Origin of the sequence: Cupriavidus taiwanensis LMG 19424 (genome assembly GCF_000069785.1) — a bacterium.
Taxonomy (GTDB): domain Bacteria; phylum Pseudomonadota; class Gammaproteobacteria; order Burkholderiales; family Burkholderiaceae; genus Cupriavidus; species Cupriavidus taiwanensis.
On sequence record NC_010530.1, the window covers coordinates 1,769,506 to 1,795,175 of the forward strand.

Annotated in this window: 19 protein-coding genes; 14 read left to right on the forward strand and 5 right to left on the reverse strand. The window is 68.1% G+C overall.

The genetic code is table 11. The annotated features are described in order from the left end of the window. The first annotated feature begins 65 nt into the window (after nucleotides 1-65). A complete protein-coding gene (locus RALTA_RS23565; RefSeq protein WP_012356456.1) occupies nucleotides 66-986 on the forward strand; it encodes a helix-turn-helix domain-containing protein in 921 nt (306 codons plus the stop codon). 69 nt (nucleotides 987-1,055) lie between these two features. Here the strand turns inward: RALTA_RS23565 and RALTA_RS23570 are convergent, their stop codons facing one another. From RALTA_RS23570 to RALTA_RS23585, 4 genes are all read right to left on the reverse strand, one after another. Then, nucleotides 1,056-1,811, reverse strand: coding sequence for a DeoR/GlpR family DNA-binding transcription regulator (locus tag RALTA_RS23570; protein ID WP_012356457.1), 756 nt, complete (start codon nucleotides 1,809-1,811; stop codon nucleotides 1,056-1,058). 253 nt (nucleotides 1,812-2,064) lie between these two features. Then, on the reverse strand, nucleotides 2,065-3,528 hold the full coding sequence (gene phnY, locus RALTA_RS23575) for a phosphonoacetaldehyde dehydrogenase (protein ID WP_012356458.1): 1,464 nt from the start codon (nucleotides 3,526-3,528) through the stop codon (nucleotides 2,065-2,067). Between the two features lie 62 nt (nucleotides 3,529-3,590). Continuing rightward, nucleotides 3,591-4,853 (reverse strand): phosphonoacetate hydrolase, encoded by a 1,263-nt coding sequence (gene phnA / locus RALTA_RS23580; RefSeq protein WP_012356459.1) that lies wholly within the window; start codon nucleotides 4,851-4,853, stop codon nucleotides 3,591-3,593. 77 nt (nucleotides 4,854-4,930) lie between these two features. Continuing rightward, nucleotides 4,931-5,653 (reverse strand): phosphonate utilization associated transcriptional regulator, encoded by a 723-nt coding sequence (locus RALTA_RS23585; RefSeq protein ID WP_012356460.1) that lies wholly within the window; start codon nucleotides 5,651-5,653, stop codon nucleotides 4,931-4,933. A 264-nt stretch (nucleotides 5,654-5,917) separates the two neighbouring features. On the opposite strand from RALTA_RS23585, the gene RALTA_RS23590 reads away from it, so the two are divergent. The 11 genes from RALTA_RS23590 to RALTA_RS23640 all read left to right on the forward strand — a co-directional run bounded on the left by RALTA_RS23590 (nucleotide 5,918) and on the right by RALTA_RS23640 (nucleotide 22,014). Further along, nucleotides 5,918-6,952, forward strand: coding sequence for a putative 2-aminoethylphosphonate ABC transporter substrate-binding protein (locus RALTA_RS23590; RefSeq protein ID WP_041232598.1), 1,035 nt, complete (start codon nucleotides 5,918-5,920; stop codon nucleotides 6,950-6,952). Between the two features lie 93 nt (nucleotides 6,953-7,045). Continuing rightward, complete coding sequence (locus RALTA_RS23595; RefSeq protein WP_012356462.1) at nucleotides 7,046-8,188, forward strand: putative 2-aminoethylphosphonate ABC transporter ATP-binding protein; 1,143 nt, start codon at nucleotides 7,046-7,048, stop codon at nucleotides 8,186-8,188. After that, complete coding sequence (locus RALTA_RS23600) at nucleotides 8,179-9,999, forward strand: putative 2-aminoethylphosphonate ABC transporter permease subunit (protein ID WP_041232599.1); 1,821 nt, start codon at nucleotides 8,179-8,181, stop codon at nucleotides 9,997-9,999. Before RALTA_RS23595 ends, RALTA_RS23600 begins: the two co-directional genes overlap by 10 nt. A gap of 36 nt (nucleotides 10,000-10,035) precedes the next feature. After that, nucleotides 10,036-11,169 (forward strand): 2-aminoethylphosphonate--pyruvate transaminase, encoded by a 1,134-nt coding sequence (locus RALTA_RS23605; RefSeq protein WP_012356464.1) that lies wholly within the window; start codon nucleotides 10,036-10,038, stop codon nucleotides 11,167-11,169. Between the two features lie 114 nt (nucleotides 11,170-11,283). Then, a complete protein-coding gene (locus RALTA_RS23610; RefSeq protein ID WP_012356465.1) occupies nucleotides 11,284-12,135 on the forward strand; it encodes an EamA family transporter in 852 nt (283 codons plus the stop codon). Nucleotides 12,136-12,224: 89 nt separating this feature from the next. Next, nucleotides 12,225-14,705, forward strand: a complete 2,481-nt coding sequence (locus tag RALTA_RS23615; protein WP_012356466.1) for a GcvT family protein — start codon at nucleotides 12,225-12,227, stop codon at nucleotides 14,703-14,705. A 312-nt stretch (nucleotides 14,706-15,017) separates the two neighbouring features. Beyond that, on the forward strand, nucleotides 15,018-17,852 hold the full coding sequence (locus RALTA_RS23620; RefSeq protein WP_012356467.1) for a xanthine dehydrogenase family protein molybdopterin-binding subunit: 2,835 nt from the start codon (nucleotides 15,018-15,020) through the stop codon (nucleotides 17,850-17,852). Further along, entirely contained in the window at nucleotides 17,849-18,409 is a 561-nt protein-coding gene (locus tag RALTA_RS23625; RefSeq protein ID WP_012356468.1) for a (2Fe-2S)-binding protein, read from the forward strand. The genes RALTA_RS23620 and RALTA_RS23625 overlap by 4 nt, the downstream gene beginning before the upstream one ends. Further along, nucleotides 18,409-19,692: a cytochrome c gene (locus RALTA_RS23630; protein WP_041232600.1), complete on the forward strand. Its 1,284-nt coding sequence runs from the start codon at nucleotides 18,409-18,411 to the stop codon at nucleotides 19,690-19,692. The genes RALTA_RS23625 and RALTA_RS23630 overlap by 1 nt, the downstream gene beginning before the upstream one ends. Nucleotides 19,693-20,089: 397 nt before the next feature. Continuing rightward, entirely contained in the window at nucleotides 20,090-21,610 is a 1,521-nt protein-coding gene (gene adh, locus RALTA_RS23635) for an aldehyde dehydrogenase (RefSeq protein ID WP_025584734.1), read from the forward strand. A gap of 2 nt (nucleotides 21,611-21,612) precedes the next feature. Next, nucleotides 21,613-22,014 (forward strand): DUF779 domain-containing protein, encoded by a 402-nt coding sequence (locus tag RALTA_RS23640; protein WP_012356471.1) that lies wholly within the window; start codon nucleotides 21,613-21,615, stop codon nucleotides 22,012-22,014. Nucleotides 22,015-22,083: 69 nt separating this feature from the next. On the opposite strand, the gene RALTA_RS23645 is transcribed toward RALTA_RS23640, so the two are convergent. Continuing rightward, nucleotides 22,084-22,326, reverse strand: coding sequence for a hypothetical protein (locus tag RALTA_RS23645; RefSeq protein ID WP_012356472.1), 243 nt, complete (start codon nucleotides 22,324-22,326; stop codon nucleotides 22,084-22,086). A 189-nt stretch (nucleotides 22,327-22,515) separates the two neighbouring features. Here RALTA_RS23645 and RALTA_RS23650 point away from each other — a divergent pair, with 189 nt between their 5' ends. Next, nucleotides 22,516-23,490 (forward strand): alpha/beta hydrolase, encoded by a 975-nt coding sequence (locus tag RALTA_RS23650; protein ID WP_025584731.1) that lies wholly within the window; start codon nucleotides 22,516-22,518, stop codon nucleotides 23,488-23,490. A gap of 32 nt (nucleotides 23,491-23,522) precedes the next feature. After that, complete coding sequence (locus RALTA_RS23655) at nucleotides 23,523-25,646, forward strand: penicillin-binding protein 1A (protein ID WP_041232601.1); 2,124 nt, start codon at nucleotides 23,523-23,525, stop codon at nucleotides 25,644-25,646. Nucleotides 25,647-25,670 lie beyond the last annotated feature (24 nt).

Below are 25,670 nucleotides of genomic sequence, written 5' to 3' on the forward strand. Positions count from 1 at the left end.
TTCGCGGGCATTGGACACCGTTGGCGCGTTGGTAGAATCGAGCACATACCTAAAGGACTGCCTCGATGACGGTGCGCAAGCTCGATTTCCGCAATCCGGACCACCATGCCTCGTTGTTTTCCGTCGCGCCTGTGCGCAGCAGCACGCCGTACGACTGGAAAGCGTTGTATTTCGAGCGGCGCGACGATGCACTGTTCCAGACCGGCGAGCACGCCATTGACGGGCACTATCTGATGGTCAAGCTCAATCCGCTCTCGATCGCGGAGCGCCGCATCGACGGCAGACTGCGTACTGAAGTGCAGCGTCGCGGTTCCACCGCTTACGTGCCAAACGGATGCAGCCACAGCGTGCGCTATGTGCGTCCGCTCGGCAGCCTGTGCCTCATGACGCTGCATGACTGCACGCTGCACGAAGTCGCCGACGAGCTCGGCGTCACAGGTTTTGACGGTGTGCCAACCTTTGCCCAGGCGCCAGACAACTTCGTGCTCAACGCCTTTGAGGCGCTCGACCGGGAACTGCGCAACGGCAATCCACACGGCGCGCTAATCGGTGAGACGTATGCACGCCTCGTAGCGGCGCATATCGTGACGTGCTACGGCAAAGGGCCTCGCGTTGGCGGCCGCATGCCGGCGTTGGCTATCGCGCGCATGAAACAGCTGGATGAGTACATAGACGCGCACCTCACGCATCGCATAACGCTGGAGACATTGGCCCGGCAAGCGGGCCTCAGCCCTTACTATTTCACTCGCGTGTTCAAGGACGCCACTGGCCTGCCGCCCTATCGCTACGTCCTGCATAAGCGCATCGAATCTGCCTGCGCCGCCTTGCGCCGTGACGAGCTTTCGATTGAAGGTGTGGCGCTAGCCTGCGGCTTCAGCGATAACGCCCAGTTCTCCAAGCAGTTCAAGAAGATCTGCGGCGTAACGCCATCCGTCTATCGAATGGCGTGCAGGCGGGAGAAAATGCCGGAATCGCTTGACGCATGAGAAGCTCCACCCGCCTTCGCAAAAACGGTGAGGCGAGGATTATATCCAGAGCGCCAAGGCACCGGCAGCTCAGGCAATCAGCAGCTTCGTCCCGCGCTCCTTCAGCGCCGCCCCCAGCTCAGGCTCCGGCGCCATGTCGGTAATCACCCAGGCCGCCAGTTCCGCATGCTTGATGGTGACGCCGGTGTTGCGGCCGAACTTGGTGTGGTCGGCGACCACGCAGGCCACGTCGGCGGCCAGCAGCATGCGGCTGCGCAGCTCCGCCGCGGCGCGCGAGAAGTCGCAGATCTCGCCGCGCGGCGTGATGCCGCCGATGCCGATAAAGGCAAAGTCGGTGTGGTAGCGCGACAGCTGCTCGATGGTGTCCCAGCCATGCGTGGCGTCTTCGTTGTCCTGCAGTTCGCCGCCCAGCACGATTACGCGGTTGCCGTTGCGCCGGCCCAGCAGCTGGGCGATGGCCAGGTCGTTGGTGTAGACCAGCAGGTTGTGGTGCCCGTGCAGCGCCTGCGCCACCGCATGCGTGGTGGTGCCGTAGTCCAGGATCAGCGAGGCGCCGTCGCGCACCAGCTCCGCCGCGCGCACGCCGATGGCGCGCTTGCCCTCGGCATTGACCTGGGCGCGGGTCTGGGTATCGGGCTCGGTCCGGTCCGGCGCCAGCGCGCCGCCGTGGGTCAGTACCAGCAGCCCGCGCGTGGCCAGCGCGTTGAGATCGCGCCGGATGGTTTCGCGCGACACGTCGAGCTCGCTCACCAGCTCGCTGATGGCCAGCGCGCCGGTCGCGGACAGCTGGTCGAGGATGTATTTCTGCCGTTGTTCGGCGAGCACGGGGACTCCGGGTGGGTCGGGGACTTGGGGGCTGATTTTAGCGCAGCCTATCCTTGGCGTGCGAAGGCGCCCTGCCCTGAAAACGACCGCTGGCAGGCTCCCTCTCCCGCTTGCGGGAGAGGGTTGGGGAGAGGGCCGAAGCCTCCACGAAGTGAGGGCTGTCGTGATTGCCAGCGCCGGCCCTCTCCCCCGGCCCCTCTCCCGCAAGCGGGAGAGTGGAGCAAAACAGCGTCCGGGTCATGCCTTCAGGGCCTCACCCCCACGGCAACGTAATCGTCTTCAAGTTCGTAAAACTCTTCGCCGCCTCCTGCACCCCCTCCTTGTAGCCCAGCCCCGAATCCTTGATCCCCCCGAACGGCGTCAGCTCGATGCGGTAGCCAGGCACTTCCCACAGGTTCACGGTGCCCACATGCAGCGAATTGGCGATCCTGGTGAAGGCCTCGATATTGTTGGTGCAGACCCCTGACGACAGCCCGAACGCCGTGCCGTTGGAAATGCGGATGGCGTCGTCGACGTCGCGGAAGGTGATGATGGGCGAGACCGGACCGAAGGTTTCCTCGCGCACGACGGTCATCGACGGATCGACGCGGTCCAGCACCGTCGGCGAATAGCTGGCGCCGCGGCGCTGGTTGCCGACCAGCAGCCGCGCGCCCTGCGCCACCGCCTCGTTGACGCGGGCCTCGAACAGTTGCGCGGCCTGCTCGTCGATGACGGTGCCCATGTCGACGCTGCGGTCCATCGGGTCGCCATGCTTCCAGGCGCGGGTCTTCTCCACCACCAGTTCGGTAAAGCGCGCCGCCACCGCCTGATGCACCAGCATGCGCTTGACCGCGGTGCAGCGCTGGCCGGAGTTCTTGTACGAGCCCTGCACCGCCAGGTCGGAGGCGCGGTCGAGGTCGGCATCGTCCAGCACGATCAGCGGATCGTTGCCGCCCAGCTCGAGCACCACGCGCTTGTAGCCGGCCTTGCTGGCAATGTACTTGCCGATCGCGACACCGCCGGTAAAGGTGACAAGGTCCACCGCCGGGTGCGTGATCAGTTCATCGGCGATCTCGCGCGGATCGCCGGTGACCACCTGGAACATCTGCGGCGGCAGGCCGGCTTCATACAGCAGGTCGGCCAGGTAGAACGCCGACAGCGGCACCTTCTCCGACGGCTTGAGCACCATGCGGTTGTTGGTGGCAATCGACGGCGCGACCTTGTGCGCGACCTGGTTCATCGGGTGGTTGAACGGCGTGATGGCGCTGATCACGCCCATCAGCGGCTCGCGCTGGGTCATCACGCGGCGCTTCTTGCCGTGCGGCGTCAGGTCGCACGAGAACAGCTGGCCGTCGTCGCGCAGCGCCTCGGTGGCGGCAAAGCCGAGCACGTCGGCGACGCGGCCGATCTCATAGAGCGAGTCCTTCTTGGACAGGCCGGATTCCAGCGTGATCAGGTCCGACGCCTCCTCGGTGCGCTCGCGCAGCAAGGCCGCGGCGCGGTTCAGGATGGCGGCGCGCTCGTAGCGCGTCAGCGTGGCGCGGTAGGCCTGGCCCACCTCGAACGCGCGGCGCACGTCTTCCAGCGTGGCCTTGGGCACGGTGCCCACCAGCGATCCGTCGAACGGATTGCGCACTTCGATCACGCGCTCGCGAACGATCTTCTGGCCGTCGATGCGCAGCGCCTCGGCGCGGAAATGGGGGCTGACGGCGCCAGCGGGAAATTGGGGGGCGTTCATGAGTATCCTCCGGAAAATGCGTGTTCAGGCGGCGGCTTGCACCGCCGCTGCGATCCAGGCGTTCAGTGCAGGTGGTTCAGCGCGACATCGAAGATGTCGAAATTGCGCAGCACGGCCTTGCCGGGAATGCCGCCGGTGGCGCGGTTGAACACCAGCGGCACGGTCTGTTCCGACACGCCGCCGTGCGAGCGCAGCGGCGCATCGAGGCCGGACAGGTCATGGCGGCTTTGGCTGGTGCCCAGCACCACGTGCTTGTCGCTGGTGACCACCAGGTCGCCGACGCGGTCGGACGGCAGCTCGAAACGCGCGCAGGCGTCGGCGTTGGTCAGCACGCTTTCCACGCCCTCCAGGTCCGACAGGCGCGCCTGGATGGCGGCGGCGTCGGCATCGTCGGGCAGGTAGATGGTGGCGTAGGAGCCCAGCGCGCCATGGTGGACCACATAGGGATCGGTGATCGGCAGGATCACGCGCGCGCCGCCCGCCTCCACGCCGCGGCCCAGCCAGGCGTCGAGCTGGTCCTGCAGGTAGATCACGTTGGGCGCCTTGGTGGCCTCGTCATGCTTGGCGTTCATGCCGTGGTCGGCGGTCAGCGCCACCACGCAGCCCAGCTCGTCCAGCCGCGCCAGGTACTTGTCCATCATTGCGTAGAAGGCATTGGCGCCGTCCGAGCCGGGCGCGAACTTGTGCTGGATATAGTCGGTGGTGGACAGGTACATCAGGTCCGGACGGCGCGTTTCCATCAGCCGCACGCCCGCGGCGAAGACAAACTCGGACAGCTCCGCGCTATAGACGTCCGGCACCGGCATGCCTACCAGCTCCAGCACGCCGTCGATGCCGTTCTCGGCCACGGTGGCCTGGTCGGCCTTCTCCGACGAGAAACAGATGCCGCGCATGCCGTGGCCCAGCAGCCGGCGCAGCTTGTCCTTGGCGGTGACCACGGCGACGCTGGCGCCGTCCTCGGCAAAGGCGGCCAGGATGGTGCCCGCGCGCAGGTACTTGGGGTCGTTCATCATCACTTCCTCGCCGCGCCCGCCGTTGGCGCTGCGGTCAAAAAAGTAGTTGCCGCAGATGCCATGCACCGCGGGCGGTGCGCCGCAGACGATGGAAAGGTTGTTGGGATTGGTGAAGGTCGGCACCACGCAGGCGCCGCGGAAGGCCGAACCGGCGTCCAGCAGCCGCTTCAGGTAAGGCGCGCGGCCGCTGGCCGCGGCGGCCTCCAGGTAATCGAACTCGCAGCCGTCAACGCAGACCACCACGACGGGCTGCTGCATCCAGCGATAGGTGCGCTGGTTGACGGTGATGGTGCGGGCGTTGTTGTCAGGCATGGTCGTTTCCTGTGCGGTAGGCAGTCGTATGGCGGAAGCTGCGGTGGATGCGGTGGATGCGGTGGATGCGGTCGGGTTCAGGCTGCGGCATCGGTGCCGGTGCCGCCGACGGCGCCGGGCGAGGCCACCGCGGCATGCATGCGCGCGCGGCCGCGCTCGACGTGCTCGCGCATCAGGCGCGCGGCCAGTTCGCCGTCGCGCGCGGCAATCGCCGAGACGATGGCGCGGTGCTCGCGGGTGGAATCGGGCATGGCGGCGTGGCTGCGCGACAGCGCCTCGCGCCGGAACAGCGTCAGTTCCTTGACCAGGCGCCGGTAGGTCTCGAGCAGCTTGCGGTTGCCGGCCAGCTCGACCATGCGGTCGTGGAACGACAGGTTCAGCCGCGTGTATTCATCGACATCGCGCGCCTGGCTCGCCGCATCGAGCGCCTCCACCATGGCGCGCAGTTCGCGCAGGCCCTCGGGCGTGATGCGCGCCGCCAGTTGCCGGCCGATGAATTCATCCAGCACGGCGCGCAGTTCATAGATCTCATCGGCTTCCTCCACCGAGATGGCGCGCACATACACGCCGCGGTTCTTCTCGGTGCGCAGCAGGCCGGCCTGCTCCAGGGCACGGAAGGCCTCGCGCACCGGACCGCGCGACACATTGAGCTGGCCCGCGACTTCGATCTCATTGAGCTTGGCGCCGGGCGCAAGTTCGCCGGACATGATCCGCAGCTCCAGTTCGCGCTGCACCAGCGTGGTCAGCGACTGGCTCTGCAGGATGGTGATTTCGCTCGCCAGCGGCGCTTGGCGTGACATGAAAACCCCCGTTTGTGACGGATTCAGCAGTATCGAAAATCCTTATTGCCATTAAAGCAAGCGGTTTGTATATTGTCAACAATCAAGGCATCGGCGCGGTCAGATGGGTGACGGAGCAAGCGCCAGAATTCAGGCACATGTCTTGCAAGTGTTGTAGCACAAGGGTTTTACGGTGATTCAATGTTGTGCAAGGCGCCCCGCGGCATTGCAACAGATTCACCACATTGACACATTTCTCCACCTACAATGCCGGAAGGAGTCCCCATGCAACCGTCCTTCACCACCACCCTGCGCACCGCCGCCACCCTGCTTGCGCTAGCCGCCTCCGGCACCGCGCTGGCCCAGAAGACCACGCTCACCGTCTATACGGCGTGGGAGATCGAGACCCTCAAGCCCTATGCCGAGGGCTTTGCCAAAGTGGCGCCCGATATCGAACTGAAATACGTGCGCGATTCGACCGGCGTCATCACCGCCAAGGCGCTGGCCGAGAAAGCCAACCCGCAGGCCGACGTGATCGCCGGGCTGGCGGCGTCGAGCCTGGAACTGCTCAAGCAGGAAGGGATGCTGGTGCCCTACACCCCCAAGGGCTTTGAAAAGCTGACGCGCGACTACAGCGACAAGGCCACGCCGCCATCCTGGGTGGGCCTGGATGTCTGGGGCGCCACGATCTGCTTCAACACCGTCGAGGCCAAGAAACGCAACCTGCCGCGCCCCGAAACCTGGAAAGACCTGGCCAAGCCGGTCTACAAGGGCGCCATCGTCATGCCTAACCCGGCGTCGTCCGGCACGGGCTTCCTGGACGTGACCGCCTGGCTGCAGCTCTACGGCGAGCAGGAAGGCTGGAAATACATGGACGCGCTGCACGAGAACATCGCGCAATACACGCATTCCGGGTCCAAGCCCTGCAAGCAGGCCGGCTCCGGCGAATTCCCGATCGGGATCTCGTTCGAACTGCGTGCGCACAAGACCCTGGCCTCGGGCGCGCCGATCGAGATGATCTTCCCCAAGGAGGGCCTGGGCTACGACATCGAGGCCGCCGGCATCGTCAAGGGCACGAAGAAGATGGAGGCCGCACAGCGTTACCTGGACTGGCTGGCCAGCAAGGAGGCCAACCAGCTCTTCGCCAGGGACTGGGCCATCGTCGCCTACCCCGGCGTGGCAAGGAAGGTCGAGACCATCCCGGCCAACTACGAGCAGATGCTGGTCAAGAACGATTTCGGCTATATCGCGAAGAACCGCGAGCGCGTGCTGGCCGAATGGCAGAAGCGCTACGCCAGCAAGTCGGAGAAGCAGCCCTGAGCGCCTGAGCGCCGTCCTGTACCGGCTGCCGCCAGCCCGCGTCATGGGCTGGCGGCAGCCGGGCCCCCAACAGAACACAACAGGCCCCACGCCATGCAGACCTCCACATCCACGGCCGAGACCTACCTCAGCCTGAAAGGCATCCACAAGCGCTTCGGCGGCAGCAGCGGCGCCTTCGTCGCCCTGCACAACATCGACCTCGACGTGCGCCAGGGCGAGCTGCTGTGCTTCCTGGGCCCGTCGGGCTGCGGCAAGACCACGCTGCTGCGCATCATTGCGGGGCTGGAGTCGCAGAACGCCGGCACCATCCACCAGGGCGGACGCGATATCTCCGCGCTGCCGCCGATGGAACGCGACTACGGCATCGTGTTCCAGTCCTACGCGCTGTTCCCCAACCTGACCGTGGCCGACAACGTCGCCTACGGCCTGGTCAACCGGCGCATGCCGCGCGACCAGCGCCGCGCCCGCGTCGCCGAACTGCTGACGCTGGTGGGCCTGCCCGATCGCGGCAACCAGTACCCGGCGCAGCTGTCCGGCGGCCAGCAGCAGCGCGTGGCGATTGCGCGCGCGCTGGCCACGTCGCCCGGACTGCTGTTGCTCGACGAGCCGCTGTCGGCGCTCGACGCGCGCGTGCGGGTGCGGCTGCGCAGCGAGATCCGCGCGCTGCAGCAGCGGCTGAACATCACCACCATCCTGGTCACGCATGACCAGGAAGAAGCGCTGTCGATGGCGGACCGCATCGTGGTGATGAACCAGGGCGCGATCGAGCAGGTCGGCACCCCGGCGCAGGTCTACCAGCGCCCGGCCACGCCGTTCGCGGCGGACTTCGTCGGCAAGACCAACATGCTGGGCGCGCGGGTCTGCGGCGACGGCGAGCTGCACCTGGGCGGCGTGCGCATGCGCTGTGCCGCGCCCGCGGGCTGCTGCCCGGACGAGGACGTGCAGGTGTTCTTTCGCCCCGAAGACGTCTGCGTGCGCGGCGTCGAACAGCATGGCCCCAATGTGCTGGAGGCCACCGTCGACAAGATCGAGTTCCTCGGCGCCTTCTCGCGACTGACGCTGCGGCTGCCGGACGCCGCCCCCGCGCCGGCGGGTGCCCCCGGTGCGTCCGGTGGCGCGCTCTATGCCGACCTCTCGCTCAATGACCTGCACGAGCTGCGCCCGCACACCGGCGACCGGCTGCGCCTGGCCATTCCCGCTGACCGTATCCGCATCTTCCGCCACGCATGCGCATGACCCTCACTGCGGCGCCGGCCACCACGTCTGCCACCATGCCGGCTACCGATACGCTCTCCCCCGCCCCCGCCAGCGCGCCGGCGGCACCTGCCCATCCGGACGCGCAGCCGGCGCCGCCGGGGCTGGTCGCAACGTCGGTGCGCGCACACTGGACCGACCGCCTTGCGCACGTGCTGCTGGCGCTGGCCGCGCTGGCGCTGGCCTGCTTCGTGCTGGCGCCGATCGTGATGATCCTGGCCAAGAGCGTGCAGAACCGCGACGGTACCCTCGCCGGCATCGCGCACTTCCGCGCCTACTTCGAGTCGCCCGCGCTGCTGCGCTCGGTGTGGAACAGCCTGTGGGTCTCGGCGCTGGCCACCTGCATCACGGTGCCGCTGGCATTCGGCTTTGCCTATGCGCTCACGCGCAGCCGCATCGCCTGCAAGGGCCTGCTGCGCAACCTGGCGCTGATCCCCCTGCTGGCGCCCTCGCTGCTGGCGGCCATCTCCTTCATCTTCTGGTTCGGCAACCAGGGACTGCTCAAGCCGTGGATGGGCAGCACGCAGATCTACGGGCCGCTGGGCATCGTCGCGTCGCTGGTGTTCGCCACCTTTCCGCACGCGCTGATGATCCTGATCACCGCGCTGTCGCTGACGGACGCGCGGCTGTATGAGGCCGCCGATGCGCTGGGCACCTCGACCGTGCGCAAGTTCTTCACCATCACCGTGCCCGGCGCGCGCTACGGGCTGGTCAGCGCCGCCATGGTGGTGTTCACCTATGCGATCTCGGATTTCGGCATCCCGAAGGTGATCGGCGGCAACTTCCATATGCTGGCGACCGACATCTACAAGCTGGTGATCGGCATGCAGGACTTCTCGCAGGGCGCGGTGGTGTCGCTGATGCTGCTGGTGCCGGTGGCCGTGACGTACTGCGTCGACGCCCGCGTGCAGCGCCGCCAGATGGCGCTGATGTCGGCGCGCTCGGTGCCCTACGTGCCGCGCCGCAGCCCCCGCTTCGATCTGGCCATGGCGGTGTTCTGCTGGCTGATGGCGGCGCTGATGCTGGCGGTGATGGGCATGGCGGTGTATGCGTCCTTCGTCAAACTGTGGCCGTACAACTTCTCGCTGTCGCTGAACCACTACCGCGTCGGGCTGGTCGAGGGCGGCGTGGTCGACTCGTACCTGAACAGCCTGCGCATGGCGGGCCTGGCCGCGGTGATCGGGCCGGTGTTCATCTTTGCCACCGCCTACCTGCTGGAGAAGACCCGCGGCATGGACTGGCTGCGCGGCTTCGTGCGGCTGATGGCGGTGCTGCCGATGGGCGTGCCGGGACTGGTGCTGGGCCTGGGCTACATCTTCTTCTTCGTGCCGCAGGCCAATCCCCTGCACGGGCTGTACCAGACGCTGGGCATCCTGGTGCTGGTGACCATCGTCCACTACTACGCGTCGTGCCACCTGACGGCGGTGACCGCGCTCAAGCAGCTCGACAGCGAGTTCGAGGCCGTGTCGGCGTCGCTCAAGGTGCCGTTCTACAAGACCTTCTTCAAGGTCACGGTGCCGGCCTGCCTGCCCGCCATCCTGGAGATCTCGCGCTACCTGTTCATCAATGCGATGACCACGGTTTCGGCGGTGGTGTTCCTGTACGGCGCCGACACCAAGCTGGCCTCGGTCGAGATCGTCAACCTGGACGAGTCCGGCGACATCGGCCCGGCGGCGGCCATGGCCACGCTGGTGGTGCTGACCTCGGCCTTCGCCTGCCTGCTCTATTACCTGCTGCAACGCGTGCTCGATTGCAAGACCCAGGCCTGGCGCCAGGGCCAGGGCAACGACTGACCTTCCCTTTCCAGCCTTCCCAATCAGGAGCTCAACATGATCCGCGGCAATGACCCGATCCTTCTGACCCCCGGCCCCCTGACCACCTCGCTCGCCACCAAGCAGGCCATGCTGCGCGACTGGGGCTCGTGGGACGCCGCCTTCAACACCATCACCCGCAGCCTGTGCGACGACCTGGTGCGCATCGTCCACGGCGAAGGCACCCATGTCTGCGTGCCGATGCAGGGCAGCGGCACCTTCTCGGTCGAAGCCGCCATCGCCAACGTGGTGCCGCGCGACGGCAAGGTGCTGGTGCCGCAGAACGGCGCCTACTGCCAGCGCATCCTGAAGATCTGCAAGGTGCTCGGGCGCGCCAGCGTGGAACTGCCGATCCCTGAAGACCAGCCCGCCAGCGCCGCGCTGATCGAAGACGCGCTGCGGCGCGACCCGTCGATCACGCATGTGGCGCAGGTGCATTGCGAGACCGGCGCGGGCGTGCTCAACCCGCTGCAGGACATCGCCCTGCTGTGCCAGCGGCTGGGCAAGGGCCTGATCGTCGACGCCATGAGCTCGTTCGGCGCGATCGAGATCGATGCCCGCACCATGCCCTTCGACGCGCTGGTTGCGGCCACCGGCAAATGCATCGAGGGCGTGCCCGGCATGGGCTTCGTGCTGGTGAAGAAGGACGTGCTGGAAGCCAGCCAGGGCAACAGCCATTCGCTGGCGCTCGACCTGCACGACCAGTATGTGTACATGCAGAAGACCACGCAGTGGCGCTTCACCCCGCCCACGCACGTGGTGGCGGCCTTCCGCGCGGCGCTGGACCAGTTCCTGGAAGAAGGCGGCCAGCCGGTGCGCGGCGCGCGCTATCGCCGCAACTGCGACACGCTGGTCAAGGGCATGGCGGCGCTGGGCTTCCGCACCTTCCTGCCCACGGCGGTGCAGGCGCCGATCATCGTCACCTTCCATGCGCCGGCGGATGCGCGCTATGACTTCAAGACCTTCTACGCCAAGGTGCGCGAGCGCGGCTACATCCTGTACCCGGGCAAGCTGACCCAGGTGGAAACCTTCCGCGTCGGCTGCATCGGCGCGATCGACGACAACGAGATGCGCAACGTGGTGACGGCGATCGGCGAAGTGCTGAGGGAGATGGGGATCGAGATGCAGGGGCGGCTGGCGGAGGCGGCGTAAGTCGTTTTTTATCTCCGACGCCAGCAGCAAGTTCCCCTCTCCCGCGCGCGGGAGAGGAGAGCAAACAAGCGGGCGTACGAATGCACCAGCAGATCACAAGAACAACTCCCCTTCATGTCCCTCCCCCCCGATTTCCACGGCCTTGCCTTTGCCGCCGTGATGCTGTCGGCGCTGATGCATGCGTCGTGGAACGCCATCGTCAAGATCGGCGGCGACCGGCTGTCTTCGATGGCGCTGATCGACACCTTCTGCCTGCTGGTGGCGCTGCCGTTCCTGTTCGTGGTGCCGATGCCGGCACCGCAGGTATGGCCATTCCTGCTGGCCACGGTGGCGCTGGAGGTGGTCTACAAGCTGTCGCTGGTGGCCGCCTATAACCGCGGCGACTTCAGCCAGGCGTATCCGCTGATGCGCGGCTCGGCGCCGATGATGGTGGCGATCCTGCTGTTGCTGACCGGCAGCGAAAAGCTGGGGCTTGGCGGCTATGCCGGCATCGCGCTGATCTGCTTCGGACTGGTCAGCCTGGTGCACTGGCGGCGGCAGGCGCCCGACCTGCTCGGCTTCGCGCTGCTGGCCGGGGCCTGCCTGGCGGGCGGCACCGTGATCGACGGCACCGCGGTCAAGCGCCATGGCGAGGTGCTGACCTACATCGTCTGGCTGCAGGCGATGTCGCATGTGTTCATGCCCGGCTATGCCTTCGTCCGCCGCGGCACGGCGCTGACGGCGTTGCTGCGCACGGAATGGAAGCGCGCCGGCATCGGCGGCATCAACCGCGTGGGCTCGTACGCGCTGATGCTGTGGGCCATGACGCTGGCGCCGGTGGCCAAGCTGGCGGCGCTGCGCGAGTCGAGCGTGATCTTTGCCGCGCTGCTGGGCCACTTCCTGCTGCGCGAAGCCTTCGATCGCCGCCGCGTGGTGGCTACCGCGCTGGTGCTGGCGGGCATCGTCACACTGCAACTGGCGCGCTGAGGTTTGTTGCGTTTTGCGTTGTTTATTGGCGTTTTGTGGCATACCATGGCAATCATCCTCCACCGCCTTCGCCCCGCGCGCTGAACACCATGTCCATCCCTTCCCAAACCCGCGTCGTCATCATCGGCGGCGGCATCATCGGCTGCAGCGTGGCCTACCACCTGACCCGGCTCGGCTGGACCGACGTGGTGCTGCTCGAGCAAGGCCAGCTGTCGTGCGGCACCACGTGGCACGCGGCCGGCCTGGTCGGCCAGTTGCGCTCGCAGGAAAGCATGACGAAGCTGATTCGCTATTCCACGCAGCTCTACAGCGAACTGGAAGCGGAAACCGGCCTTGGCACCGGCTGGAAGCAATGCGGCTCGCTGTCGGTCGCGCGCACCGCCGAACGGATGACGCAACTGCGCCGCACCGCGGCGGTGGCGCGCGCCTACGGGGTGGAATGCGAGGTGATCTCGCCCGCGCAGGCCGGCGAACTGTGGCCCGTGATGCGTACCGACGACTTGCTGGGCGCGGTTTGGCTGCCCGGCGACGGCAAGGCCAACCCGACCGACCTGACGCAGGCGCTGGCACGCGGCGCGCGCAGCCGCGGCGCCCGTATCGCGCAAGACACGAAGATCACCGCGGTCCATACCCGCGACGGCCGCGCCTCCGGCGTCAGCTGGCGCAACAAGGCCGGCGACGAAGGCCGCATCGAAGCCGAGATCGTGGTCAATTGCGCCGGGCAGTGGGCACGCCAGGTGGGGCTGATGTGCGGCGTGACCGTCCCGCTGCATTCGGCCGAGCACTACTACATCGTCACCGAGCGTATTGCCGGCGTGCATCCCGACCTGCCAGTGATGCGCGACCCCGACGGGTTTATCTACTTCAAGGAGGAAGTGGGCGGGCTGGTGATGGGCGGATTCGAGCCGGACGCCAAGCCGTGGGGCATGCAGGGCATCCCCGAGCCGTTCGAGTTCCAGCTGCTGCCCGATGACTGGGACCAGTTCCAGGTGCTGATGGAAAACGCGCTGGTGCGCGTGCCGGCGCTAGAAACGGCGCAGGTCAAGCAGTTCTACAACGGCCCGGAATCGTTCACGCCGGACAACAATTTCATCCTGGGCGAGGCGCCGGAGCTGCGCAATTTCTACGTCGGCGCGGGCTTCAACTCGATGGGCATCGCGTCCGCCGGCGGCGCCGGCATGGCGCTGGCGGAATGGATCGTCGCGGGCGAGCCGACCATGGACCTGTGGCCGGTCGATATCCGCCGCTTCGCCGGCTTCAACGGCAACCAGGGCTGGCTGCACGACCGCGTCAAGGAAACGCTCGGGCTGCATTACGCGATGCCCTGGCCGAACCGCGAACTGGAGACCGCACGGCCGTTCCGCCGCTCCGCGCTGTATGCACACCTGCGCGATGCCGGTGCCAACTTCGGCAGCAAGATGGGCTGGGAGCGGCCCAACTTTTTCGCGCCGCCGGGCACGTCGCCGCAAATCGAATATGCCTTCGGCCAGCAGAACTGGCTGCCGTGGAGCGGCACCGAACACCGTGCCTGCCGCGAGGGCGTGGCGCTGTTCGACATGAGCTCGTTCTCCAAGTACCTGGTCAAGGGCGCCGACGCCGAGGCGGTGCTGCAGTACGTGATGAGCAACGACGTGGCGGTGCCGCCCGGCCAGACTGTCTATACCGCGATGCTCAACGAGCGCGGCACCTATGAGTCCGACCTGACCGTGACGCGGCTGGCGCAAGACCAGTACCTGGTGGTGACGGGGTCGGCGCAGACCACGCGCGACTTCAGCTATATCGAGCGGCTGATCCCGGCCGACCAGCGCTGCGTGATCGTCGACGTCACCGGCCAGTACGCGGTGCTGGCGGTGATGGGACCGCGCTCGCGCGAGCTGCTGCAGCGGGTATCGCGCGCGGATTTCTCCAATGAGGGCTTTCCCTTCGGCAGTTCGCGCAAGATCGACCTGGGCTATGCCACCGTGCGCGCCACGCGGCTCACTTACGTGGGCGAGCTGGGCTGGGAGCTGTACGTGCCGGTGGAATTCGCGGTGGGCGTGTACGAGACCCTGCACGAGGCGGGCCGCACGCTCGGGCTGGTCAATGCCGGCTACTACGCGATCGAATCGCTGCGGCTGGAAAAGGGCTACCGCGCCTGGGGCCGCGAGCTGTCGCCTTCGGTCAATCCGTTCGAGGCGGGACTGTCATTCGCCTGCAAGCTTGCCAGCGGCATGAACTTCCGCGGGCGTGACGCGCTGCTGCGGCTGCGGCAGGCGGGCGCGCCCACGCGGCGCATGGTGGTCGTGACGGTCGACGGCGCCAGCGACGCCATGCTGTGGGGCGGCGAAGCCGTGCTGCGCACCGGCCCCGACGGCAGCGTGCGCGCGGTGGGCTCGCTCAGTTCGGCCGCCTTCGGCCATACGCTGGGCTGCCCCTTGGGCATGGCCTTGCTGGCGCGCGAGGATGGACCGGCCGATACCGCATGGCTGGAAGCCGGCACCTACCATGTCGACCTGGCCGGCACGCTGCTGCCGGCGCGCGTGCACCTGCGCGCGCCCTACGATCCGGCATCGGCGCGGCCGAAGGCTTGAGCGGACAGCCGGCGGGGAATATTCGCGCCGGCTGATAACCACTATTCAACGCCCCGCCTTGAGGTAAACCCTAGGCCACGGCGACAATCGCGGGGTCAGCGCAGCCGTTCAGCGCCAGGACCATGACAACCATGCCCCGCCCCGATTCACCCGCGCCGCAGCCGTAGTGACTGGCGGCACGCCATGCCCTGCAGCGGCCGCACATCGCGGCCGCGCTCCCTGAACACCTGAACCGTATCCGCGCCAGCTTTCGGGCTGGCCCGCGGATGGCTGCCCTTGCCGCGCAATCTTGCGCCATCCCCAAGGAAATCCATGCCCAGCTTCAACCCTTCACGACGCACCTTCCTCAAAGCCAGCGTCGTGGCCGGGGTGTCGGTCTATATCGCACCCATCGGCGGCAAGGCTTTCGCGGCCTTGTTCGAAGACAAGATCCTGACCCCCGTGCAGTGGGACGCCAGGGCCGGCGCCCCACGGTTCCGCATCGACGGCATCGCCAAGGTCACCGGCGCCAAGGTGTTTGCGCGCGATATCCGCTCGCGCGACATGCCGCACTGGCCGCGGCAGCAGTCGCACGCCTTCATCCTGCGCGCAACCCGGGCCGACCGTGTCTATGCGGGCTTCGACCTCGGCGTGCTGGGCGATGAACTCAGGCCCGATCGCGTTGTCACCGCCGATGACCTGGCCCGCGACGGCGTCGCCTTCCCCGCCTTCTACGGCGACGACATGCTGCTGCCCGAGGGCAAGACGCCGGCCTACCTGGGCCACGCCGTGGCGATCCTGATCTACCACGACTTCGCGCGCTTCCGCTTTGCCAAGGACAAGCTCAAGTTCCGCGACGACGTGATCCGCTATGGCGCGAAGACCGGCCCGCTGGAACGCGACCCGTGGGGCACCTTCCGCTTCGTGCGCGTGGGCGGCGCCACGCCCTATGACGACGATGTGTTCTCCAGCCTGAAGCACGCGCCGGTGTTCCCCAGCATGATGCGCAAGCACCAGCCGGTCTGGCCGGACGGCAAGGACCACGGCCAGCTCGGCGAACAGGGCATGCACCACGCCGCCCAGATCCGCGCGCAACTGGCCAGGCCATCCGACGACTGGCTGGTGCTGGAGCGCGAATACAACTCGCAGTCGGTCGATACCGCCGCGCTCGAGCCCGACAACGCCAATTGCTGGTACGACGCCGCCGCGCAGGCGCTGCACATGGTGGTGCCGACGCAAGGGCCGAACGAGGTCGCCGAAAGCGTGGCCGAGATGCTGGCGAAGGCCAGGGGCGCGTTCCCGGTGAAGCAGGTGTTCCTGCACCCGTGCTACACGGTGGGCTACGGCTCCAAGGACCACTACAACTTCCCGTTCTACGGCCTGGTCACGGCGCTGTACGCCGACGGCAGGCCAGTGCGGCTGGCCAACGACCGCTACGAGCAGTTCCAGACCTCGATCAAGCGCCATGCCTTCCGGATGCGCTACCGCATCGCGGTGGACCGCAAGACCGGCCTGTTCCAGGCCTTCCAGGGCGACCTGGAAGCCAACGGCGGCGGGCGCTCCAACTTCTCGCCGTCGGTGGCGATGGTGGGCGCCACCGCGGCGCAATCGATCTATTACTTCCCGAAGAACGACCTGACCGCCGTGGCGATCGCCTCGCGCGCCGTCGACGCTGGTTCTGCGCGCGGCTACGGCACGCTGCAGAGCATGGCCGCGACCGAGATGATGGTCGACGAGTTCGCCGAGCAGCTCAAGCTCGACCCGATCGAGTTCCGGCTGAAGAACGCGCTGCGCTCGGGCATGAAGAACACGCAGGGGGCAATCCCCGCCGGCGCGATCCGCGTCGACGAGGTGCTGGAGGCGGCAAAGGCCTATCCGCTGTGGACCCATCGCGCCAGCAAGAAGGCGGAGTATGAAGCCGCCCACCCGGGTCGCCGCTATGGCGTGGGCTTTGCCTGCGTGCAGAAGGACTTTGGCACGGGCGCGGAAGCGTCGTTCGCCAAGGTCGAACTGAAGGCCGACGGCAGCATCGTGCTGCATCACTCCGGCGCCGAGATCGGCACCGGCATGTCGACCTCGCAGGCCGCCGCGGTGGCGCGCTGGCTGGGCAAGCCGGCGGGCGAGGTGCGCACCTCCGTCACCGACTGGACCGACCTGCCGGTGACCACCTCCGGCGACCCCTACCTGATGAGCCAGGCCGAGCAGGACAGGCTGTCGGCCAACCCGCGCTGGTCGCCGGCCTATGCGTCGCCCGCCAGCGCCACCAACTCGGCCTACTACTTCACGCACAGCACGCGCGAGGCCGCCCGCGTGGTGTTCCTTCACGGCCTGTGGCCGGCGGCGATGGCGATCTGGAGCCAGGGCATCGGCGGCGGCCAGGCCGCTTCACTGGTGGTGCGCGTGGAAGACGCGCGCTGGGTCGACGGCAAGCTCAGCGCCGGTGGCCTGCAGGCGCTGCCGCTGGAGCAGCTCGCGGCCAAGGCGCATGAGCTGGGGCTGGTGACCGGCGCCACCGTGCACGCCTTCAACCGCTGGCAATGGAGCGAGGCCGATTTCGACATCAACGGACAGGCTGCGCGGCTGCCGGTCGATGGCCTGTCGGTGCGCTACGGCGATGGCGCCGATGCCGCGCGCAAGGCGCGCATGCGCACCGCCGGCGGCTGGCATGTGCTCGATCGCAGCAAGGTCCATATCGCGCCCACGCAGCGCAACAACGCCGCGGTGACCTACTACAGCGCGGTCGGCACCTTCGTGGAGCTGTCGGTGCACGAGGCCAGCGGCAAGGTGGAGATCCTGTCGCACCACTCGATCATGGAATGCGGCACGCAGCTGTCGCCGCAACTGGTGTCCGGCCAGCTGCAGGGCGGCATTGCCATGGGCATCGGCCACGCGCTGCACGAATACCTTCCGCTGTACGAGGACGGCCCCGGCAACGGCACCTGGAACTTCAACCGCTACCACCTGCCGCGCGCCAGCGACGTGGCGGTGTGGAGCCAGACCGGCACGGTGCTGCCGCCGGTCACCGAAACCGACCCGCCCAAGGGCATCGCCGAGGTGGTGATGATCCCGGTGGTGGGCGCCATCGTCAACGGCATCGCGCATGCCATCGGCCACCGCTTCACCGACCTGCCGGTGACGGCGGCCAAGATCCAGGAGGTACTGGCATGAGCATCGCCACCCAGCCCATCACGCTCCACATCAACGGCAAGGACGTCGGCCCGGTCGACGTGCCCGAAGGCCTGATGATGATCGATTTCCTGCACGAATACCTGGACCTGACCGGCTCGCGGCTGGGCTGCGGCCAGGGCATCTGCCACGCCTGCGTGGTGATCCACGACAAGCCCGACGGCACCAGCGAGGAAGTGCGCAGCTGCATCACCGGTGCGCACTGGTTCAACGGCCGCAAGGTGCGCACCGTGGAAGGCCACGGCAAGCGCAACGAGCAAGGCGAGGTGGTCGAGCTGACGCCGGTGCAGCAGAAGTTCCTGGAGCATTTCAGCTTCCAGTGTGGCTACTGCACGCCGGGCTTCGTCAACGGCGCCACCATCCTGGTGGAACAGCTCAGGCGCAAGCCGGTGCCGAAGGACCAGGTCGAAGCCACCATCACCCGGGCGCTCGACGGCCATATCTGCCGCTGCACCGGCTACGTGCGCTACTACGAGGCGGTCAGGGACGTGATCACCAGCACGCCGGGCCTGGTGCTGGACAGCGGGAGCGACAAGTGATGCAGCGCACGCCCCTGATGATCGCCACGCGCGCCGCGCTGGCAGCGCTGGCCGCGGCCGCGGTCATGGCCGGCTGCGGCAGCCGCACCGAAGCCATTGCGCCCGCAGCCGACCAGGCGCCCAAGGCGCAGTTGTCGCCGGCCGAACAGATCGCGCGCGGCCGCTACCTGGTGCGCGCTGCGGATTGCGCCGCCTGCCATACCGCGCCGGAAGGCGCACCGTTTGCCGGCGGCGTGGAGCTGGCCTCGCCCTTCGGCACCTTCTACGGCACCAACATCACGCCGGACAAGACCCACGGCATCGGCAACTGGAGCGCGGACGATTTCTACAAGGCGCTGCATGACGGCAAGGCCCCTGGCAAGCAGCTCTACCCGGCGATGCCGTACACCTCGTACCGCGGCCTGTCGCGCGCGGATTCGGATGCCATGTACGCCTACCTGATGCAGGTGAAGCCGGCCCCCGTGGCCAACCGCCCGCACGACCTGCAGTTCCCGTACAACCTGCGCTTCGCGCTGGCGGGCTGGAACCTGCTGTTCCTCGAGGACAAGCTGCCGGATGCTTCGCAGGGCAATTCGGCGTCGTGGCAGCGCGGCCGCTACCTGTCCAACGCGCTGGGCCACTGCGCCGAGTGCCACACGCCGCGCGCCGCGTTCGGCCGGCTGGACCTGTCGAAGCCGCTGGCCGGCTCCGCGCTGGCGCGTGTCGGCGCGCCGGACATCACGCCCGCCGGGCTGGCCGCGCGCGGCTGGACCGCCGCCGACCTGCAGCAGTTCTTCGCCACCGGCATCGCGCCGCAGGGCTCGGCCTTCGGCGAGATGTACCCGGTGGTGCATCTGAGCAGCCAGTACCTGAACCCGGGCGACCTGGCGGCGATGACCACCTACCTGCTCGGCGACCAGCCGCCCGCGCCGCAGCCGGTGAAGGCCGTGAGCGCCGACGCCGCGCAACTGGTACCGGGCCGCCGCCACTACGTCGCGGTCTGCGCCGGCTGCCACGGACGCGAGGGCGAAGGCAAGCCGCACGTGGCGGTATCGATGGCCGGCAATTCGACGGTGCGCAACGCCGATGCGCGCAACCTGCTCGTGTCGCTGCTCGATGGCATCGCGGCACAACGCTTTCCGGGCGTGGAGGCGATGCAGGAGATGCCCGGCTTTGCGGAACGCATGAGCGATGAGGAGCTGGCGCAGCTGGCCAACTACCTGCGGGCGACGTGGGGTGGGCAGCCGGCCGATGTGAAACCGGGTGATGTGAAGGCGCTGCGCGCGGCCGGGCCGGGGCATTGACGACTGACGGCGGCGCGAATCATCCCGCCGTTTTGCTCCCCTCTCCCGCTTGCGGGAGAGGGGCCGGGGGAGAGGGCGGGCGCTGGCATACCGAAGCGCCGTTCTTCGTGGATGCTCCGGCCCTCTCCCCCGCCCCTCTCCCACTTCGCGGGGAGAGGGGAGCGATTGCGCGGGTTAACGGCAATCGCCAACGCACTCGCATAACAACTCCGCGAGTGTTCCAATCTTGAACACCCGCTGTCACGCGCTGGCACACCAGGCCAGATTGCGCGGCCAGATATTCCGTTTTCCCCCTCTTTTCCGCCCTCCCCGCCCCGGCACACCTCTTGCGATCTGCTCCCGTGCGCACGGCCCACGCCGTGGCGGCACCACACAGATCACTCGAACGGAGCGAGACATGAACATGGCGGAAATCGCCCAGCTGGGCGTCAGCAACCCCTACAAGCAGCAGTACGACAACTACATTGGCGGCCAGTGGGTGCCGCCCGCCGGGGGCGAGTACTTCGAGTCCATCACGCCGATCACCGGCAAGCCGTTCACGCGCGTGCCGCGCTCGAACCAGCAGGACGTCGACGCCGCGCTGGATGCCGCGCACGCCGCCAAGGCCGCGTGGGCGCGCACCTCGACCACCGAGCGCGCCAATATCCTGAACCGCATCGCCGACCGCATCGAGGCCAACCTGAAGCTGCTGGCGGTGGCTGAGAGCATCGACAACGGCAAGCCGGTGCGCGAGACCACCGCCGCCGACCTGCCGCTGGCGGTGGACCACTTCCGCTACTTCGCGGGCTGCATCCGCGCGCAGGAGGGCGGCATTTCCGAGATCGACGGCGACACCATCGCCTACCACTTCCATGAGCCGCTGGGCGTGGTCGGCCAGATCATCCCGTGGAACTTCCCGCTGCTGATGGCCACCTGGAAGCTGGCCCCGGCGCTTGCCGCCGGCAACTGCGTGGTGCTGAAGCCCGCCGAGCAGACGCCTGCCTCGATCCTGGTGCTGATGGAAGTCATCGGCGACCTGCTGCCGCCGGGCGTGGTCAACGTGATCAACGGCTTCGGCCTGGAAGCCGGCAAGCCGCTGGCGTCGAGCCCGCGCATCAGCAAGGTGGCATTCACCGGCGAGACCACCACTGGCCGGCTGATCATGCAGTACGCCTCGCAGAACCTGATCCCGGTCACGCTGGAACTGGGCGGCAAGTCGCCCAACATCTTCTTCGAGGACGTGCTCGCCGCCGACGACGCCTTCTTCGACAAGGCACTGGAAGGCTTTGCCATGTTCGCGCTGAACCAGGGCGAGGTCTGCACCTGCCCGTCGCGCGCGCTGATCCAGGAGTCGATCTATGACCGCTTCATGGAACGCGCGCTCAAGCGCGTCGCCGCGATCCGCCAGGGCCATCCGCTCGACACCGGCACCATGATCGGCGCGCAGGCATCGGCCGAACAGCTGGAGAAGATCCTGTCGTACATCGACCTGGGCCGCAAGGAAGGCGCGCAGTGCCTCAGCGGCGGCGAACGCAACGTGCTGGACGGCGACCTGTCCGGCGGCTACTACGTCAAGCCGACCGTCTTCGCCGGACACAACAAGATGCGCATCTTCCAGGAAGAGATCTTCGGGCCGGTGGTCTCGGTCACCACCTTCAAGGACGAGGAAGAGGCGCTCGCCATCGCCAACGACACGCTCTACGGCCTTGGCGCAGGGGTCTGGACGCGCGACGGCGCGCGCGCGTTCCGCATGGGCCGCGGCATCCAGGCCGGCCGCGTGTGGACCAACTGCTACCACGCCTACCCGGCGCATGCCGCGTTCGGCGGCTACAAGCAGTCCGGCATCGGCCGCGAGAACCATCGCATGATGCTTGACCACTACCAGCAGACCAAGAACCTGCTGGTGAGCTACAGCCCCAACGCGCTGGGGTTCTTCTGACCATGGCGGGCACGGGCTCCGCGCCGGCCGCAGCGCCGGTCGAGCGCGTGGTGGCAACGCCGGCCGCGCTCGCGCTGATCGCCGAGCTGGCCGCGCGGCACGGCCCGCTGATGTTCCACCAGTCCGGCGGCTGCTGCGATGGCAGCGCGCCGATGTGCTATCCCGCGGGCGAGTTGCTGGTGGGCCCGGGCGATGTCTGCCTGGGCCGGATTGGCGGCGCCGCGTTCTACATGACGCGCGCGCAGTTCGAGTACTGGCGCCACACACGGCTGGTGATCGACGTGGTGCCGGGCGCCGGCGGGATGTTCTCGCTGGAAGGACGCACGGGCAGGCGGTTCCTGACGCGCTCCGAGCTGTTCAGCGACGCGGAGGCCGCGTGGCTGGCGCAACAGCCGGAACCGTGAGGCCATCCGCCGGCATGGCGTGCGGGCGGCTCATGCCCGCACGCCGTGTCCGGCGTTCCGCACGGCGGTTCAGCGCTTCTCGTCGAGCAGGTCGTTCAGGATCTCGTCGAACCTGGCCTGGGCGTCCTCCAGCGCCTGCAGCGCCGCGTCGAAGGTCTGCAGCGCCAGCTTCGACGGCTTGCCGCTGCCCTGCGGCGGATAGTGGGCCTGCAGCGCCGTGAAGGCTACCTGCACCTGCCGCGTGGCGGCGACCACGCGTTCCATGGCCTGCGCCTCTTCGGCGCGGTACTGCTCGTGCTTCTGTTCGCTCATGCGATTGGCTCCCTGAAGGCGCGTCGTCTGGGTGGGGTGCGCGCGCCTGAATGAGGCATATCGTACAAGAACTGCGCCGACCGGCTTGCGCCGCGGCGGCGCCCCCGGCAAAAATAGGGTAGGCTGCGCGGCTGGGCGGCAAGGCCCGCGCACATGCGCCACGCCAGGCCGCGGCCACTGACGAATGCCATGCCACTGACCACCCGCCGCGCGCTGGCAGCCGCGCTGATGACCGCCAGCGGCTTCGCCTGCTACTGGACCTACCTGACCCTGAACCAGGACCGGCTGCTGTTCGACGCGCGCCGGCGCCCGCCACGCGACCTGCCGGACGGCATCATCGGCTATTCGCACGTCATTCCCGGCGGCGTGGTGCGCGGCTATATCTACCACGCGCCCGGCGACGCCGTGCGCGACCTGCTGTTCTACCTGCCCGGCCGCGGCGAAGATGTGCTGGAAACGCTGCAATACGCGCGCTGGCTGCCCGCGGGCATGGGCTTTGCCACCTACGATTACCGCGGCCTGGGCCACTCCGACGGGCGCCCGTCCGAGAGCGCGGCGGTGGCCGATGCCAGCCAGTTCCTGCTGCACGTGCGGCGCGTGTTTCCGGACACGCGCGTGCACGTGGTCGGGCGCAGCCTGGGTACCGGCGTGGCGATCCAGCTGGCGGACCTGCAGGACTTCGAGAGCCTGCAGCTGATCACGCCCTATGACTCGCTGCTGGAACTGGTGCGCAAGCGCTTTCCGCTGGTGCCTTTGCGCCAGCTGATGCGCCACCACTTCGACTCGATCGCGCATTGCAAGAAGGTGGTGCAAAGCACCAAGGTGCTGCTGGCCGCCACCGACGAAGTGGTGCCGCACGCCTGCTCGGAACGGCTGATGGCGGCCTGGCCGGGCCCGGTAGCGCTGCAGACCATGCCGGACACGGATCACTTCACCATCATCGAACGCGAGGAAACCTGGCTGTCGCTGTGCGAATTCGCACGCCAGCACAGCCTGGCGCGCTTGCGCGCGGCCGCCGTCGAGCCTGAGCCGCCGCCGCCACATCCGACGCAAGATCCGACGCAAAATCCGCCGCCACGGCCGGTACCGCCTGACGCCCCGGCGCCGCTGCCGGTCGACCATGACGAGCTGGGCAATCCGCTGCCGCTGGCGGCCAGTCGCTGATCCGGCCCGTGGCTGCGGTTAAAATGCGGCCCATGAAAACATTCGCAGTCAAGGCAGGCGGCGCCGCACTGGCACTGGCTGCCGCCGGCGCCCTGCTGGCCGGCTTTGCCGCCGTGGTCAGCCTGCGGCAGCTCCCCCCGGTCGATGCGCTGCGCGACTACCGGCCCGATGTCCCGCTGCGCATCTACACCAGCGACAACGTCCAGATCGGCGAGTTCGGCAGCGAGCACCGCGAGTTCATCCCCTTCGAGCAGATGCCGCGGCGCATGGTCCAGGCGCTGCTCGCGGCCGAGGACGACCAGTTCTACGAGCACGAGGGCATCGATGTGGCAGGCGTATTCCGCGCCGCGCTGGCGAACCTTGGCCAGGGCTACGCCCAGGGCGCTTCCACCATCACCATGCAGGTGGCGCGGGCCTTCTACCTGTCGCGCGAGAAGACGCTGGCGCGCAAATGGTACGAGATGCTGCTGGCCTGGCGCATCGACCACGCACTGCCCAAGGACCGCATCCTCGAGCTGTACATGAACCAGGTCTACCTGGGCGAGCATGCATACGGCTTCGGCAGCGCCGCGCACGCGTACTTCGGCAAGCCGCTGGCGTCGCTGTCGCTGGCCGAGACCGCGATGCTGGCGGGCCTGCCGAAGGCGCCGTCGACGATGAACCCGGTGGCCAACTTCGCGCGCGCCAAGCGGCGCCAGGAGTATGTGCTGGGACGCATGCTGGCGCTGGGCATGATCAGCCAGGACGATTACCGCGAAGCCCGCGCCGCGCGCCTGGCGATCAGCGACGACAGCCCCGGCAGCTTTGCCGGCCATGCGGAGTACGTGGCCGAACTGGCGCGCCAGCTCGCGCGCGAGCGCTTCGGCGACGAGGCCTACACACGCGGCCTGAACGTCTACACCACGGTGTCATCGGTGCGCCAGACCCTGGCCTACGACGCCGTGCACGGCGGGCTGGAAAGCTATGCCCGCCGCCACCGCAAGTTCGTCAAGGACCTGTCGCAAGGCCCGCAGGCCGCGCTGGTCTCGCTCGACACCAGCACCGGCGCGATCGAGGCCATGGTCGGCGGCGCCGACTTTGACACCAGCCGCTTCAACCACGCCACCCAGGCGCTGCGCCAGCCCGGCTCGACCTTCAAGCCGTTTATCTATGCCGCGGCGCTGGAGCGCGGCGTGTCGCCCGGCACGCTGATCAACGACGCGCCGCTGCCCAATGGTTCGCGCTGGCAGCCGTCCAACGACGACGGGCGCTTTGCCGGTCCCATCACCGTGCGCCAGGCGCTGGCCGAATCGCGCAACCTGCCCGCGATCCGCACGCTGCAGGCGATCGGCATCCCGTATGCGGTGGAATTCGCCAGCCGCTTCGGCTTCTCGCCCAAACGGCTGCCGCGCTACCTGCCGCTGGCGCTGGGCGCCGGCACCACCTCGCCGCTGCGCCTGGCGGCAGCCTATGGCGTGTTCGCCAACGGCGGCCACCGCATCGCGCCCTACCTGATCGAGCGCATCACCGACAGCGAGGGCAACGTGCTGTTCAGCGCCGGGCAGGACGCGGAGGAACGCCCCGCGCCGCCGGTGATCAGCGCGCGCAACGCCTTCGTGATGGACAGCCTGCTGCGCAGCGTGGTCGATGCCGGCACCGGCAGCGGCGTGCGCCGCTACCTGCGCCGCGACGACGTGGCCGGCAAGACCGGCACCACCAACGACTCGGTGGACGGGTGGTTCGCCGGCTATGCCGGCGGCGTGGTCACGGTGGCGTGGATGGGCTATGACGACAACCGCAGCCTGGGCGAGCACGAGTTCGGCGCGACCACCGCGCTGCCGGTGTGGGCCGCCTACATGGAAGGGCGCCTCGCCGGCGTGCCGGAGGCCGGCGCGCAGGCACCCGCCGGCGTGGTGCGGGCGGGCGGCGACTGGATGTACGCCGAGAACGCCGACGGCAGCCATGGCATCGCCGCGATCGGCTTGCCGCCGCCGGCCCCGACCTCTGCGCCGGCCACTGCACCTGGCAGCCAGTCGCTGACCGATCCGGTCGCAAGCAATCTCGGCGCCCCTTCCCCGCCGGCAACCGGCGCGGCCGCCCCGGCCGCGCCGACCCCCGTTACCAGCACGGCGCCAGGCACCGACGCGCCGGCAGCGCCGGCCGACAACTCGCTGTAGACTTGCCGCTTTCCCGCTTTCCGT

What these genes read in the sequence shown, in the direction of transcription:
- RALTA_RS23565 (WP_012356456.1), top strand. Translation starts at nt 66, where the DNA reads ATGACGGTGCGCAAGCTCGATTTCCGCAATCCGGACCACCATGCCTCG.
- phnY (WP_012356458.1), bottom strand. Translation starts at nt 3,528, where the DNA reads ATGAACGCCCCCCAATTTCCCGCTGGCGCCGTCAGCCCCCATTTCCGC.
- phnA (WP_012356459.1), bottom strand. Translation starts at nt 4,853, where the DNA reads ATGCCTGACAACAACGCCCGCACCATCACCGTCAACCAGCGCACCTAT.
- RALTA_RS23585 (WP_012356460.1), bottom strand. Translation starts at nt 5,653, where the DNA reads ATGTCACGCCAAGCGCCGCTGGCGAGCGAAATCACCATCCTGCAGAGC.
- RALTA_RS23590 (WP_041232598.1), top strand. Translation starts at nt 5,918, where the DNA reads ATGCAACCGTCCTTCACCACCACCCTGCGCACCGCCGCCACCCTGCTT.
- RALTA_RS23595 (WP_012356462.1), top strand. Translation starts at nt 7,046, where the DNA reads ATGCAGACCTCCACATCCACGGCCGAGACCTACCTCAGCCTGAAAGGC.
- RALTA_RS23600 (WP_041232599.1), top strand. Translation starts at nt 8,179, where the DNA reads ATGCGCATGACCCTCACTGCGGCGCCGGCCACCACGTCTGCCACCATG.
- RALTA_RS23605 (WP_012356464.1), top strand. Translation starts at nt 10,036, where the DNA reads ATGATCCGCGGCAATGACCCGATCCTTCTGACCCCCGGCCCCCTGACC.
- RALTA_RS23610 (WP_012356465.1), top strand. Translation starts at nt 11,284, where the DNA reads ATGTCCCTCCCCCCCGATTTCCACGGCCTTGCCTTTGCCGCCGTGATG.
- RALTA_RS23615 (WP_012356466.1), top strand. Translation starts at nt 12,225, where the DNA reads ATGTCCATCCCTTCCCAAACCCGCGTCGTCATCATCGGCGGCGGCATC.
- RALTA_RS23620 (WP_012356467.1), top strand. Translation starts at nt 15,018, where the DNA reads ATGCCCAGCTTCAACCCTTCACGACGCACCTTCCTCAAAGCCAGCGTC.
- RALTA_RS23625 (WP_012356468.1), top strand. Translation starts at nt 17,849, where the DNA reads ATGAGCATCGCCACCCAGCCCATCACGCTCCACATCAACGGCAAGGAC.
- RALTA_RS23630 (WP_041232600.1), top strand. Translation starts at nt 18,409, where the DNA reads ATGCAGCGCACGCCCCTGATGATCGCCACGCGCGCCGCGCTGGCAGCG.
- adh (WP_025584734.1), top strand. Translation starts at nt 20,090, where the DNA reads ATGAACATGGCGGAAATCGCCCAGCTGGGCGTCAGCAACCCCTACAAG.
- RALTA_RS23640 (WP_012356471.1), top strand. Translation starts at nt 21,613, where the DNA reads ATGGCGGGCACGGGCTCCGCGCCGGCCGCAGCGCCGGTCGAGCGCGTG.
- RALTA_RS23645 (WP_012356472.1), bottom strand. Translation starts at nt 22,326, where the DNA reads ATGAGCGAACAGAAGCACGAGCAGTACCGCGCCGAAGAGGCGCAGGCC.
- RALTA_RS23650 (WP_025584731.1), top strand. Translation starts at nt 22,516, where the DNA reads ATGCCACTGACCACCCGCCGCGCGCTGGCAGCCGCGCTGATGACCGCC.
- RALTA_RS23655 (WP_041232601.1), top strand. Translation starts at nt 23,523, where the DNA reads ATGAAAACATTCGCAGTCAAGGCAGGCGGCGCCGCACTGGCACTGGCT.